Here is a 12452-nt window from a genome sequence, read left to right on the forward strand (position 1 = left end):
CAAAAACAGGCGGCAGCGGATAAAGCGCTGCCGCCTAGATGCGTTATTCTACTGAAAGCGCCATATCGAGCAGCTTCTGACCATCAGGCAATTCTTCAACAAAAGCCTTATAGGATGTTTCCTTGGCAAGCGCCTGCCATGCAGCAAAGTCTTCTGCTGTCATGGATGCGATTTCAACACCTGCAGCTTCGAAAGCCTCTGTTGATGCAGCATCTTCTTTCTTAGCTTCTTCAAGATAGTAAGCCTGTGCTTTTTCAGAACCAGCCTTCAATGCAGCTTGTTGCTCAGGTGTCAGGCCGTCAAAAGTAGTCTTGTTCATCAGCAATGGTTGATACATAAACCAAAGCGCATAATCGGCAGCAGGTGTATAACACTTTACTTGCTCATATATGCGATAAGAAACAAACGATGATGATGATGTATTGGCCGCTGTTAAAACGCCAGTTTGAAGCGCGTTATAAAGTTCTGATGAGGCCATCGAAGCGATAGAAGCACCAGCACCGGCTAACATTTGCTCAAAAGATTTACCCGCCGCACGAATTTGCGTTCCAGCAACATCTTCAGGCTTCGTGATACACTTATCTTTTCCAACAAAACCGCCCGCAAGATAACCGTGAACAAGAACGATCACATCATCTTCAGCCATTGTGGCTTCAAGCTCTTCCATGAACGGCGATGCGCTAAGGCGCGCAGCATGGTCGTGATTTTTCACAAGGCCAGGCATGAGCGTTAGATTATATGATGGCTGCTGACCACCAGCATAGCTGAGCGGCAAAACAGTCATATCAAGCTGACCACGGCTTAGTGGACGATATTGTTCACGGGCTTTGAAAAGCGATTGTGATCCGAAAATTTTGATATCTAAATCGACATCGGCAGCAGCGACTTCATCAGCAACAATCTGCGCTACTTTATGTCTGATATCATTATCTGACCATTGGTGAGACAAACGCAGCTCAGCAGCTGTGACTGTCGAAGCAGCTAAAACAGCAATTGCTGCGACAGCAGAAAACAGTGAATTCTTCATAATATATTCCTCCCAAATGGCGAAGTCTCCCACTCCGCACAGATGGCAACGATAACGCAATCGCATACGGAGTCAATATTATCGTATACAAGAATTAGATTATTGCGTATTTATAAAAATTATAGGATGCTTGTGATTATGACGACACGCCGCGCAAATATCATTGCAGATGCCATTGAGCAGGAGATCCTGACGCGTAAACTCGCCGATGGTGACAGGCTTGACGAGCATCGTTTAGCCGAACGATTTGATGTGTCACGCACGCCAATTCGGGAAGCTTTGCAATTGCTTCAAGCTTCTGGCTTGGTTGAGCACCACCCGCGCCGCGGCGTCTTTGTGCGCCAGCCCGGCCCTATTCAGCTACTTGAAATGTTTGAGGTTATGGCTGGCCTGGAATCCATGTGCGGACGCTTAGCCGCTTCACGCATTTCCGATGCTGGGATTGAGGAACTTCAAAAGCAAAATACGATTTGCCGCGAGGCTGTAGCAACGCAAGATGCCGACATGTATTTTGCAGCCAATGAGCGGTTTCACCACACGATCTATGCACATTGCGGAAATAATTTTTTAGAACTTGAGACACTGCAGCTTTATCGCCGCCTCAAGCCATTTAGACGGCAGCAATTGCATTTGCGTGGCCGACTTCAACAATCATTAGATGAACATGAAGGCATCGTGGAAGCGCTGTCAAAAGGCCAAACGGATAAGGCTGCCTCGGCTCTCTTGCAGCACGTTGCTGTACAAGGCGAAAAATTCCATAGGCTTTTAGCACTGAGCGCAATCAAGGCAGCAGAATAAGGCGCCTATACCCGCAAACTTGGTTCTCAAGCAGCTTTGCAGTCAGATATATCTACTTCATATCAGCAACATAGGAGACGACTAAACTTGTTCGTCTACACCTTAATGAGCTGCCTATATTGCTCTCTGTGCCAAAGCCTACAGCGCAAGAGGCCTTAACCTTAAAATAAGAAAATCCCATCGCACATGGAGTATTCCTTGATTTTTATGGTTTATATCTTCTTAACATGTAATTCAAAATTTCATCTCATCAAATAAAATAGAAATACGATGACAACACTAACTTCAGACATATCTCAAAATAGTGAGTGGTAATGGGACATTTATTTAGCAAGTCATTAGCAATAGCTATTGCGGCGTTGGTATCGATAAGCACCCTTGCAAAAGCGGAAGATATGTCAGTTGGCCTTGCCTCACCGGATTTCGTTATTTCGGGTGGATTTGGCTACACATGGTTGAAGGGTAATGAACTCGTTTACGCCTCAGGCAATCGTATCAGCCATCTGACCTGGGAAACAAAAGCGCCGGTCGTGACTTTGAATGCCAACGGAGAGTTTTATAACGACTGGACAATCTCAGGTAACGCCGTGTTTGGATTTAATGGCGATAGCCACATGGTGGATTATGACTGGTTGGCAGGTGATTATGCTTTTGATAATTGGACCGACAGGTCCATTCACCCAGACACCCGACTCGACAAATACATCAATCTGGATGTTGCGCTGGGTAGAAATTTTACACTGAACGATGCAGTAATCGTGAACCTGCACGGTGGCCTCAAATACACCAATGTTAAAAGCACCGCGTACGGAGGTTCCTTCGTTTATAGTGACCATGATTTTCGTGATGACATAGGAAATTTTGCGGCTGACCAGAAAGGCATCTCTTTTGAGCAACGTTATCCTGGCATCTTTATCGGTACAGAAGCCAAAATTAAACATGCTCAATGGACTTTAACAGGTCTTGCGCGTGCAGGCGTAACGATCGGCGCGACGAATACGGACCACCACTGGGTAACGGGCCGTCGTTACGAAGATAAATATGGACCGATTCCCTTCTTGAGCTTGGGTGCTGAAGCTGCTTATCAGGTTACTGACAACGCTCAGTTCACCTTTGGCGCTAATTTCGAGCAGTTCTTTCGCAACAAAGGTGACACTTTAGAGTACATCATAGCGTCGGGAAGGCAGGAGGGCGGTTCTTTTAAAGATGGAGCAGGCATGGACTTTCGATCCATCACACTCTCTGCCGGTTTAAAACTCGCATTTTAAAACTAGCGATCAACTCACGAACAAAAATCAGGTAGCGACCTGAATTTTTTGTTTCGCATCTGGATTTATCTACAAAAACGGCGAGATACATTCGGCTCGCTGTCCTATCATGAAATTGTTTCAATATTCAGCAACAACATAAAGATGACAGATATTTAACTGATTTCCAAAACCCGTTAACATTCTGATAGTGCTCACTATTCCTACAAACATCTATTTGTGGTTTGTTCTATGTCTGTCAAAGACCATAATTATTACTTGAATTACTGGCGAGAGGCACGGCTAGCAAGCTAGACAGGCATCTCGCCATAACTAGTTCCTGCAAACGTTTATTCGCTTAGTACAGCGTCAAACCCTTCAAAGTTTGGATGCCCGCCATACATGCCTTTGTTAGAGCCTGCCTTTTTGTGTGCATTTTTAAATTGCTCAGAATTAATCCAGCTTACAAAATGCTCGTGATCTTCCCAAACTGTATGGGAAGCATAAAGCGTCTGTTTTGTTTCTTCGTTACGAGCGCCTTTCAGTAAATGAAAGGTCTGAAATCCGGGCATTTCCTTGAGGGTAGAATCGCGATTGCGCCATATGTTTTCAAAATCGTCCTCATGACCTTCATTAATGATGAAGCGGTTCATTGCGATATACATGCTATGTCTCCGTGTTTATTTTTCACTTAGTTTCGGGTTGAGTTTTGCTGTTGATCGGTATTGCTCAGCACGGAACGCCGTTTTTGTTTCCAAGTTATTGGGCACCTCAGCACCGCATTGAAAAGCATCCATCAAAGCGGGTAGCGGACCATTATTGGCGCCATGCTGTGCGGCCAAACTGTGTAATTCAATCATGCAAAATGTGCATTTATCGTTCATGTCGTTATCTCCTAAATTCAAGCGGAATAACAAATTGGCGCTGCGCACCGGCAGGTGGTTTTGGAAATGGAGACGCGCGCTTTATGTGCGCTATAGCAGCGCGATCAACCTTTGAGTTGCCTGAACTGTTTGCAATCACAATACCGGTTGCGCTCCCCGAAGAATTCACATTGAAACGAACTCTTGCGACACCTTTTCCGCCCGCATTTTTTTGCCGCGTGCGCGAAATTTTAGACCTAACTTTACCAGGATAGTTTGAAGCCGCAGCGTTGCCAGCTTTCGAAGAATTCTTCGATTTCTTTTTCCCCGCCTGCGTATTCTTTTTCCCTTTATTGCCCGTTGCTGTGCCAGCCTTCGCGTTCGATTTCGCTTTGGATTTGACATTTCCTGATGCCGTTTTTTTCTTTTTTACGGGCTGCGCTTTCTTTGTGGTTTTTTCCCGCTTCACCTTTGGCTTAGGCTTGTCCTTCTCAAGACTAGCTTTTTCCAAACGATCCTTATCAATCTGACGAAAAGGCCGCGTGTTTGGAACAGGTATGATAGGTTCATCTGGCTGTGCTTCAATGGTTTGAGCTGGTTCGGTTGGCGCAAGCATCGCCATATCCGTAAGTGGCGCAGGCGTAATAGGCACTGTTGCAGCAGCCATTGTAGGCGGTGTTGGTGCTGAAATCACTTCTGGTTCAAGCGGCGCATCCACCGCTTCTGGTTCAACAGGTTCAAGCGTTTCAGCATCTATAGGCGACAATTCATCGCCAGCCTTTACGAGGTCCTCAAAATTATTCCCAAGCGCTGCTGCGACAGTTTCTTCCCCGCCGATAATTTGCACCTCTTCATCAAACTGCGGTGCTATCGCCATCGCAACGACATGCAATGTCAACGAGGCAAGAATAGCGGCGCAAGCGACGATTTTAAAAGCTGACTTTACGGGCATTATTCAGAAATCCCTCGCTCAGTTACGACAAGGATTTTTTTAGCGCCCAAGATTTTAAGCTCATTGCCAATGTCAATCAGCTTAACAGCAGACAACGCCCTATCTGGAACCAGTCTAATTGTTTCTAAATTGCCATCATGGCTTTCCTGCTGAATGGTGAAATATTGCGATGGCGTAATAGACGCACCGCGATAGGTCATTAAACCATCGGGTAATACAACGAGCGCATCTGGTGGATCGCGGCTTTCAAGATCTTGCGTCGATACAAGTTTAATATCCCCATCGAGCGGCGGCGCGATCTGTGCTGCAACAAGAAAGAAAATCAACATCAGAAATACGATATTGATCAAAGCAATTGTTGGCTCTGCCTTCTCGCGCTTAACGGTAAAATGATCCAATCGCATGGCCATGCCTTACTTCACAACTTGAAGGCTGATGCCGGAAAGTCGCCGTGACGCTGTCAGCACATCGACAAATTGTTGTGCGCTTGCTGTTTCATCTACGGATAAAATAAGCCCATTGATGTTCGCGCTCACTTGAAGTGTTGCGACTTCTTTACCCAACATTTCCAATTTTATCGAACGCCCGTTCAACGTCAGGCCGTTATCTGTCAGCTTAAGAAAAGCCGGCGCGATGTCTTGCGAAGAACCACGCCCTGCGCCTGAATTAAGTTCAACATCAGAGAACCGTGAAAAAGTGGAGCTAAGCATAAAAAACAACAACAGCAAAAAGATAACATCAATCAATGAAGTCATCGAAATCTTGCGGCGCTTAAATGGGGTTGCTTCAATGCGCATGTATGGCTGCCTGATGCTGCGTCGCCTGAATGGCGTTTGACGTGCGTTTAGAGCCATCGGAAACGGGGCTGAGCACCGCTGCAATGATTTGCTCCAAGGCTAAGCGGTGATCTTCTACACGGCTTTCAAAATACGTAAGCGCTATGCTGGTTGGCATTGCCACAGCCAGTCCGACTGCCGTTGTCAGCAGCGCCACCCAAATACCGCCCGCCAATATGGAAGGATCAACGCTGTTGCCAGATTGTTGCAAAGCTTGGAACGCCGTTATCATGCCAAGAACCGTTCCAAACAAACCAATAAGCGGTGCAATTTGCGCAATTGAGTCAAGCGCTCTGAAGCCAGATTGCAGAGACTTGATTTGTATGGCTGCGGCCAACGCGAGTGCTTCTTCGGTATCTCTGCGTTTATATGATTGAGATGCCTCAGCTTGCTTCAAGCCAATGGCATAGGATGCTATTTGCGCCGAGTATCCCGACATAGAACCTAGCTGTAGGAGAGCTTGACCAAACGCAGTTTCTGATTTGCTATTAAGAACAGCAAGTGTGCGTTGCCCCTTGCCCACGCGTAGCACTGAGAATTGCCATGCTTTGAAAAGAATTACAGCCAAAGCGATGACTGAAAGACATAGGAGAAGCGCAACAACTGGCCCTCCAACGTCAATGAATTCTTTGATCCGCAGAATTGGGTTTTCAAGCAGGTTCATCCTGAAATCTCCGTGCTGGTTGAGCTTTTGAGTTGCATTGCATCGCTACATTCAGCCCCTGTGAAAGCTGCGCCTTTGCAGGCTGCAACGCCATTGATCAAAACTTTGGATACAGAGCTGCACTGCGTATCGGGCAATTCGAATTGACGAACACGCGTTTTATCAGCAGGCAAATTTTTGAAATCGAAGAGCGCAAAGCGGCTGACTTTGCCTGCTGCATCAAACAACACCGTTTCCAGTGCCAAACTATCCAGTTCGTTACCCATTTTATTTTCGGCGACAAACACTAGGCGGCATTTGTTATCGGCTTGTTCAACCGCATTGAGTTCTATCGAAAGCGCTGGCGGCACAGGCTCTTGAGCCCGTGCCGCAGGCACAATTAAAAAGCCCGCAATGAGTATATATAATAGGAGATTATTGGGGTAATTAATTGCCATTAAATGATCTTCGACTTACCAGCCGAACTCCTTTGCTAGGGTGAGTTTAAAGGTACGGCCTTTGCCATTATCGTTGGCTAAGAAGTCGCGATATTGTGTGTTGAAAATGTTCTCAACACGAAACGCCCCTTCCCATCCTTTGAACTGACTTTCATCATCAGGACGCCAAGACACATATAAATCTTGAGTGTTGAAACCGGCTCGGCGCAAATTCTCTGCATCAAAATCAACGGGCGCACGGGGAGTAGAAACAGGGTATGGCACACGGCTTTCATCAAAGACAAAGCGTCCCTCCCAGCCAAATGTTAGGCCGCGATCAGGTATTCTAAACCCTGCCCCCACAGTTACCTCAGGCGGCGCTACAGTCGTCAGCGCTGTGCCAGCAGTAAGATCTTGACCGATGGTTAAGCCAAAGCCCGCATTGGCAAAGAAGCGTTCAGTGTCATATGCAGCTTCAACTTCAACACCGTAAATCTCTGCCTCACCAATATTTACATATTGCGGATATTGGCTCATCTGCCGCACGATAAGATCGTCAATCTTGTTGTAAAAAGCGGTAGTTTTTAAATCGAAGCTATCGCCTTCAACAGCAAGATCAGTTGTCGATACAACGAAACCTAATTCAAAGTTATTAGACTTCTCTTTGGACAGACCTAGGCTATAATTTGGCGGTGTGGGTGCGCTAAAATCATTGGAATAAATTTCATCCAATGAGGGAAAGCGCTGCGTATGAGCATAGGAACCAAAGATCGAGAAATTATCGTTGAATTCATAGAGCGCAGCAATTTTAGGCGAAATCGCTATATCTGAATTGTCTTCAGGTAGTACGCCGCCTGTTAAACCGCCAAGCGTGTCAGCCGCTGACAACATCTGATAATCGAAACGAATTCCTGGAATTAACGTTAGCCGCTCGTTCCAAATAAATTCATTTTGAGCAAAAAATCCGACCTGTGTGTCTGTACCTTCTGGATGGAAACCAAGTGGATCTTTCGTACCTGTTGTTCTGTTTTGGCGAATTATCTGACCGCCAATCGTCAAAAAGTTTTCAAAATTTTCGCCACCCCATTCAAATGTGTTTTCCGCTAAAAGCTGATAGCTCTCATAACCATAGAGTGAATCTTGACCAAGCGATCCCAAATCTGGCGAACTGACATTCGTCTGTTCATTCGTAATATTGTTGTAAGAGAGTGAGACCTTTAGATCGAGCCAAGGGTTGTCGCTCGCAGCATTTTCATAGGAAATTTGCGCTTGCCTATTGTTTACAACGCGGTCCACATTTCCAAAAAAGCTTGTTGGCTGCAACTGCGAGTAAGCTTGATCATCTTGGTCGCTCGTGAACTGGCTATAGCTTAAGCGAACAATTTGCTCTTGCTCATCGTCAAGGTAGAAAGTTCCCTTTGCAATGCCATTTGGCGTCACAAATTCAGAGCCCTCGATCTTATCGCCATTACCGTCTTTAAATTCCTGAGCTGCGCGATAATTACCAGCGAACAAGAATTCTGCATTTTCGCTCATCCGCAGAGCAAGAATACCGCTAAGCAAATATCCGTTTGGATTCGAATCGTAACTCGATTTGAGTTTTAAAGAACCGCTCTCGCCGTCCTCAAGAAAATCAGAAGCATCCTTGGTTGTAAAGTTTACAACACCGCCAAGTGCGCCTGATCCATAGAGTGTGGATGATGCAGGGCCGCGCAATATTTCAACGCGCTTGAACAGTTCAGGATCATTGAAAAAACCACCCATGCGATATTGTTCATAAAACTGCGGCACACCATCGACATTAACGATGATACGACCCTCGTCAGCAGCAGCTTCACCCTTGCCGATACCTCGGATATTGAATGACTGCCCAAGGGCACGGTTTGCACCGCCAGCGATGCTTACATTCGGCACAGCTTTAACAATATCACTCGCAGTTGTTGCTTGTTTATCGTCTAGTTCTTCTTGTTCTAGCGCTGTCACAGCCTGCGGTGTATCGATCGCGACCTTTTCTTTACCGGCGCCTAAAATAAGACGTTGGAGCAAAGTAGCTCCGCGCTCTGATGCGTCCTGTGCATTTGCTAGTGTGATTGACGTCATTGATGTGGTCGCACAAAGCGCCATAACAAGACCTGCCCGGATTGATATCCCCATAGAATTAGCCATTGCCCTCATTCCAATTATGTTTGTTTGGATTTTTTGCTGGCTGGCAAATGCTGGCTGGCGCGCTTTTCATTTTGTCATTGTTAAAGAGATTCTTTAAACTTGACAAAAAAGATCAGCTTATGTGATGGACCTCCTACAGAAACTGGATATTATGAGTCAAGTTAAAAAATCCAGTAACGCCAGCCCAGCCAGCATACTGCAAGCCAGGCCAACAACGGATGTTGTCCATGGAACGAAATAATATAGAGGGCCGTCGTGATGATGAGGTTCGCTTACACAGCGGCGTCGATCAAACACTGCCAGTTATCAAATCTGAGAGCCTTTTCGAAAACGGTCGCGAAGTGGGGATTGAACATGAAGGTTCGATCTACCGCCTTAAGATTACGAAACAAGGCAAGTTAATCCTCAACAAGTAAGCTGGAGTTAATGATGGGCGCTCAAACGCAAATCAGTGCGGCCGCAATACGCGACGCAAAAAAAGAAAATGCAAAAGTGCGCGAGCGTGATCTCGCCGTTCAACTCGGTATCTCTGAAGCCCAGTATTTAGAAGCATGGATAGACCATGGTGTAGAACGTCTGAATGTCGACCTCAGCACCTTCTTTTCCATGTTGAAAGATGCCGGTGAAGTAATGGCGCTATCGCGTAATGAAAGCGCTGTTCATGAAAAAATTGGCGTGTATGAAGGTTTCAGCAGCAATAAACACGCTTCCATCGTCCTTGGATCACAAATTGATCTGCGTATATTTGGAAAACATTGGGCGCATGTCTACCATGTAACAAAGCAGATGGATGAAGGCGTTACGCAAAGAAGTTTTCAGTTTTTTGATGCGACGGGCACTGCGGTTCATAAAGTATTTGCACGGCCAAATACCAAGCTTGAGCAGTGGGATAATATTCGCAAAACATTGGCGACAAATCCTCCTTCAAAGCAACCGTTTAAATCTGTGGAGAAAAAAGAAAGCCAGCCCGCCTCACCGACCAATGAAGCAATTGCAAGCTTGCAATCAGACTGGGCAGCGCTGCAAGACACACACTCGTTTCAAGCGATGCTGCGAAGGCATAAATTGCCACGCCTTGATGCCATCCGTCTCGTAGGCGAAAAATTCAGCACACAACTTTCAGATGATACTGTCGAACTTTTGTTCAATCGGCTACCGGCCGATTCATTGCCGATTATGGTTTTCGTTCGCAACTTGGGCATTCTTCAAATTCATAGCGGCCCCATTATGAACATTAAACGCATGGGCCCATGGCTCAATGTGCTTGATGAAGGCTTCCACCTTCACCTCAGAACAGATCACATCGCCAGCACATGGCTTGTGCGCAAACCAACCAAACGCGGCGATATTTTCTCCATCGAAGCATTTGATGCGGCAGGAAACCAAATCATCCTGATTAACGGATACCGCAGGGACGGCGATGATACCGACCTACTTTCCACGTGGAACCAAGTTGTAAATTCCTTACCAAAAAAATCAGAAGCAAATGAGAATTGAGATGCCTTATTTTCGTATTTTTGCGCTTCTGCGCACACCAAAAACTTTTAGTATTGCCTGCTCCTCAATAACGTTAGTGCTTTTTGCTATTACGATACTAAGCGGGCAAGCCCGCGCCACAGACACTGAAGCCAAACGTGTTTTGGCAATTGGTGGTGCGGTGACAGAAATCATCTATGCGCTTGGCCAAGAAGACAGACTTGTCGGTCGCGATTCGACATCCCTTTATCCGCAAGAAGCCACAGCGCTACCGGATGTTGGATATATTCGTGCATTATCACCAGAGGGCGTTTTGTCTGTTCGGCCTGACCTGATTTTGGCACGCGAAAACAATGGGCCAAAAGAAGCCGTCGACGTGATCAAAAGCACAGGCATGAAATGGGTGGATGTGCCGGATAACTTCACGATTGAAGGCATTGACGATAACATCCGCATCATCGCTGAAGAACTCGGTGTCTCCGATAAGGGTGATGCTCTGCGTGCTAAAGTTGCCTCAGAGATCGCTGAAGCGCGCAAAAAATCCGACAACAAAGATAAACCAAAAGTTATGTTTATTCTTTCGGTGCAAGATGGAAAAATCAATGCATCTGGCACCAAAACCGCTGCGCATGGAATCATTGAACTTGCTGGCGGCGAGAATGTTATCAGCGCTTACGAAGGCTACAAACAATTAAGCGATGAAGCGGTTATTGATGCTGCCCCTGAAGTGATTGTGATGATGAATGGGCGCGGCGACCACAGTTCTGGCAATTCGATGCTGGAGCAACATGCGGCTTTATCAACGACACCAGCGGTTAAAAACGGCGCAATCATTCGTATGGATGGTTTGTTGATGCTTGGTTTTGGTCCGCGCACAGGTGAAGCAATTTCAAAACTTTCGACAGCGATTCATAATCATGAGTTCTGATGTCGCAACACCGCACACCATAGCAACGATTGAAGGCGGCGACCGCACAGCGTTCGCTCGTCTTTCGCTCATCGTTCTGGCCTTGGCATTACTGGCAACGGCAATATTTAGCCTTGCATCGGGCGCAACCAACTCGTCAGCGCTTGCCGTTGCTTGGGCGCTATTGAGCGGCGATGATAGCGCGATCGATATTGTTGAACGTATTGTAATTTTAGATATCCGCATGCCGCGCACATTGCTTGGCATGATGATCGGCGCATCCCTTGCCGTATCTGGCGCAATTATGCAGGGCCTGTTTCGCAATCCCTTGGCTGATCCCGGCATTGTTGGTGTATCAGCTGGTGCTGGTTTGGGCGCGGTTACGGCGATTGTTCTCGGCGGTACGGTCTTGGCACCGCTAAGCGCTTTGTTTGGTATTTATCAAATTCCACTCGCTGCTTTTCTTGGCGGACTTGCATCGACATTTATACTGTATCGCGTATCAACCAGTAACGGGCGTACATCTGTTGCAACGATGCTGCTAACGGGCATCGCTCTTGGTGCGATGGCCGGAGCCTTCACAGGCCTTTTGGTGTTTTGGGCTGATGATCAGCAATTACGTGATCTAACATTTTGGGGACTTGGTTCCGTCGCAGGCGCTACATGGATCAAAGTAGCTGCCGTTGCTCCCATCATTTTACCAATTATTATTCTAGCGCCAATTATGGCGCGTGGATTGAACGCAATGACGCTTGGCGAAGCAACGGCCCAGCATCTTGGCATCAATGTCCAACTGTTTAAGCGCGTTGCCATTGTTGCAGTTGCTGGCGCTACGGGCGCTTCTGTGGCTGTTTCTGGCGGCATTGGATTTGTGGGCATTGTTGTCCCGCATTTGCTGCGTTTATTCATTGGTCCTGATCACAAATATCTATTGCCTGCCTGCGCTCTGCTGGGGGCAATCATGCTTTTGCTTGCCGATGCAATTGCACGCCAAATTGTAGCGCCTGCCGAACTGCCCATTGGCATCGTTACCGCAACAATTGGTGCACCTTTCTTCCTCTGGATATTGCTGCGTAAGCGCGGCCTGTTGGATATGTAAT

At 46.7% G+C, this 12452-nt stretch carries 15 protein-coding genes; 6 read left to right on the plus strand and 9 right to left on the minus strand.

Annotated features, from left to right (window positions below; translation table 11 throughout):
• Positions 1–43 precede the first annotated feature (43 nt).
• Entirely contained in the window at positions 44–1027 is a 984-nt protein-coding gene (gene dctP, locus C504_RS0106575) for a TRAP transporter substrate-binding protein DctP (protein ID WP_018688525.1), read from the minus strand.
• Positions 1028–1165: 138 nt separating this feature from the next.
• Here dctP and C504_RS0106580 point away from each other — a divergent pair, with 138 nt between their 5' ends.
• Together C504_RS0106580 and C504_RS0106585 are read left to right on the plus strand one after the other, a co-directional pair.
• Positions 1166–1825, plus strand: coding sequence for a GntR family transcriptional regulator (locus C504_RS0106580; protein WP_026317278.1), 660 nt, complete (start codon positions 1166–1168; stop codon positions 1823–1825).
• Positions 1826–2139: 314 nt separating this feature from the next.
• Entirely contained in the window at positions 2140–3093 is a 954-nt protein-coding gene (locus C504_RS0106585) for an omptin family outer membrane protease (protein ID WP_018688527.1), read from the plus strand.
• Positions 3094–3422: 329 nt separating this feature from the next.
• On the opposite strand, the gene hmuQ is transcribed toward C504_RS0106585, so the two are convergent.
• From hmuQ to C504_RS0106625, 8 genes are read right to left on the minus strand one after another with little or no spacing between them, the layout of a single operon-like run.
• Complete coding sequence (hmuQ, locus tag C504_RS0106590) at positions 3423–3737, minus strand: heme-degrading protein HmuQ (RefSeq protein ID WP_018688528.1); 315 nt, start codon at positions 3735–3737, stop codon at positions 3423–3425.
• 15 nt (positions 3738–3752) lie between these two features.
• Positions 3753–3956 carry a hypothetical protein gene (locus tag C504_RS0106595; protein ID WP_018688529.1) on the minus strand — a complete coding sequence of 68 codons (204 nt, stop codon included), beginning with the start codon at positions 3954–3956 and terminating at the stop codon, positions 3753–3755.
• A 4-nt stretch (positions 3957–3960) separates the two neighbouring features.
• A complete protein-coding gene (tolA, locus tag C504_RS18290) occupies positions 3961–4887 on the minus strand; it encodes a cell envelope integrity protein TolA (protein WP_018688530.1) in 927 nt (308 codons plus the stop codon).
• On the minus strand, positions 4887–5297 hold the full coding sequence (locus C504_RS0106605) for an ExbD/TolR family protein (protein ID WP_018688531.1): 411 nt from the start codon (positions 5295–5297) through the stop codon (positions 4887–4889). The genes tolA and C504_RS0106605 overlap by 1 nt, the downstream gene beginning before the upstream one ends.
• A 3-nt stretch (positions 5298–5300) precedes the next feature.
• Positions 5301–5684 (minus strand): biopolymer transporter ExbD, encoded by a 384-nt coding sequence (locus tag C504_RS0106610; protein ID WP_018688532.1) that lies wholly within the window; start codon positions 5682–5684, stop codon positions 5301–5303.
• Positions 5674–6387 (minus strand): MotA/TolQ/ExbB proton channel family protein, encoded by a 714-nt coding sequence (locus C504_RS0106615; RefSeq protein WP_018688533.1) that lies wholly within the window; start codon positions 6385–6387, stop codon positions 5674–5676. Before C504_RS0106615 ends, C504_RS0106610 begins: the two co-directional genes overlap by 11 nt.
• Positions 6384–6824 carry a hypothetical protein gene (locus tag C504_RS0106620; RefSeq protein WP_018688534.1) on the minus strand — a complete coding sequence of 147 codons (441 nt, stop codon included), beginning with the start codon at positions 6822–6824 and terminating at the stop codon, positions 6384–6386. The genes C504_RS0106615 and C504_RS0106620 overlap by 4 nt, the downstream gene beginning before the upstream one ends.
• Before the next feature lie 15 nt (positions 6825–6839).
• Entirely contained in the window at positions 6840–8969 is a 2130-nt protein-coding gene (locus C504_RS0106625) for a TonB-dependent receptor domain-containing protein (protein ID WP_245555137.1), read from the minus strand.
• Between the two features lie 227 nt (positions 8970–9196).
• On the opposite strand from C504_RS0106625, the gene hemP reads away from it, so the two are divergent.
• Genes hemP through C504_RS0106650 form a run of 4 tightly spaced genes read left to right on the plus strand, consistent with a single transcriptional unit; the run spans position 9197 to position 12451 of the window.
• Positions 9197–9385, plus strand: coding sequence for a hemin uptake protein HemP (hemP, locus tag C504_RS0106635; protein ID WP_026317282.1), 189 nt, complete (start codon positions 9197–9199; stop codon positions 9383–9385).
• Positions 9386–9395: 10 nt separating this feature from the next.
• Entirely contained in the window at positions 9396–10466 is a 1071-nt protein-coding gene (locus C504_RS0106640) for a hemin-degrading factor (RefSeq protein ID WP_083923146.1), read from the plus strand.
• Positions 10456–11373 carry a heme/hemin ABC transporter substrate-binding protein gene (locus C504_RS0106645; protein ID WP_245555138.1) on the plus strand — a complete coding sequence of 306 codons (918 nt, stop codon included), beginning with the start codon at positions 10456–10458 and terminating at the stop codon, positions 11371–11373. The genes C504_RS0106640 and C504_RS0106645 overlap by 11 nt, the downstream gene beginning before the upstream one ends.
• Positions 11363–12451, plus strand: coding sequence for a FecCD family ABC transporter permease (locus C504_RS0106650; protein WP_018688540.1), 1089 nt, complete (start codon positions 11363–11365; stop codon positions 12449–12451). The genes C504_RS0106645 and C504_RS0106650 overlap by 11 nt, the downstream gene beginning before the upstream one ends.
• Position 12452: the final 1 nt, after the last annotated feature.

This window comes from Ahrensia kielensis DSM 5890 (genome assembly GCF_000374465.1).
Classification (GTDB): Bacteria; Pseudomonadota; Alphaproteobacteria; order Rhizobiales; family Rhizobiaceae; genus Ahrensia; species Ahrensia kielensis.

What these genes read in the sequence shown, in the direction of transcription:
- dctP (WP_018688525.1), bottom strand. Translation starts at nt 1,027, where the DNA reads ATGAAGAATTCACTGTTTTCTGCTGTCGCAGCAATTGCTGTTTTAGCT.
- C504_RS0106580 (WP_026317278.1), top strand. Translation starts at nt 1,166, where the DNA reads ATGACGACACGCCGCGCAAATATCATTGCAGATGCCATTGAGCAGGAG.
- C504_RS0106585 (WP_018688527.1), top strand. Translation starts at nt 2,140, where the DNA reads ATGGGACATTTATTTAGCAAGTCATTAGCAATAGCTATTGCGGCGTTG.
- hmuQ (WP_018688528.1), bottom strand. Translation starts at nt 3,737, where the DNA reads ATGTATATCGCAATGAACCGCTTCATCATTAATGAAGGTCATGAGGAC.
- C504_RS0106595 (WP_018688529.1), bottom strand. Translation starts at nt 3,956, where the DNA reads ATGAACGATAAATGCACATTTTGCATGATTGAATTACACAGTTTGGCC.
- tolA (WP_018688530.1), bottom strand. Translation starts at nt 4,887, where the DNA reads ATGCCCGTAAAGTCAGCTTTTAAAATCGTCGCTTGCGCCGCTATTCTT.
- C504_RS0106605 (WP_018688531.1), bottom strand. Translation starts at nt 5,297, where the DNA reads ATGGCCATGCGATTGGATCATTTTACCGTTAAGCGCGAGAAGGCAGAG.
- C504_RS0106610 (WP_018688532.1), bottom strand. Translation starts at nt 5,684, where the DNA reads ATGCGCATTGAAGCAACCCCATTTAAGCGCCGCAAGATTTCGATGACT.
- C504_RS0106615 (WP_018688533.1), bottom strand. Translation starts at nt 6,387, where the DNA reads ATGAACCTGCTTGAAAACCCAATTCTGCGGATCAAAGAATTCATTGAC.
- C504_RS0106620 (WP_018688534.1), bottom strand. Translation starts at nt 6,824, where the DNA reads ATGGCAATTAATTACCCCAATAATCTCCTATTATATATACTCATTGCG.
- C504_RS0106625 (WP_245555137.1), bottom strand. Translation starts at nt 8,969, where the DNA reads ATGGCTAATTCTATGGGGATATCAATCCGGGCAGGTCTTGTTATGGCG.
- hemP (WP_026317282.1), top strand. Translation starts at nt 9,197, where the DNA reads ATGGAACGAAATAATATAGAGGGCCGTCGTGATGATGAGGTTCGCTTA.
- C504_RS0106640 (WP_083923146.1), top strand. Translation starts at nt 9,396, where the DNA reads ATGATGGGCGCTCAAACGCAAATCAGTGCGGCCGCAATACGCGACGCA.
- C504_RS0106645 (WP_245555138.1), top strand. Translation starts at nt 10,456, where the DNA reads ATGAGAATTGAGATGCCTTATTTTCGTATTTTTGCGCTTCTGCGCACA.
- C504_RS0106650 (WP_018688540.1), top strand. Translation starts at nt 11,363, where the DNA reads ATGAGTTCTGATGTCGCAACACCGCACACCATAGCAACGATTGAAGGC.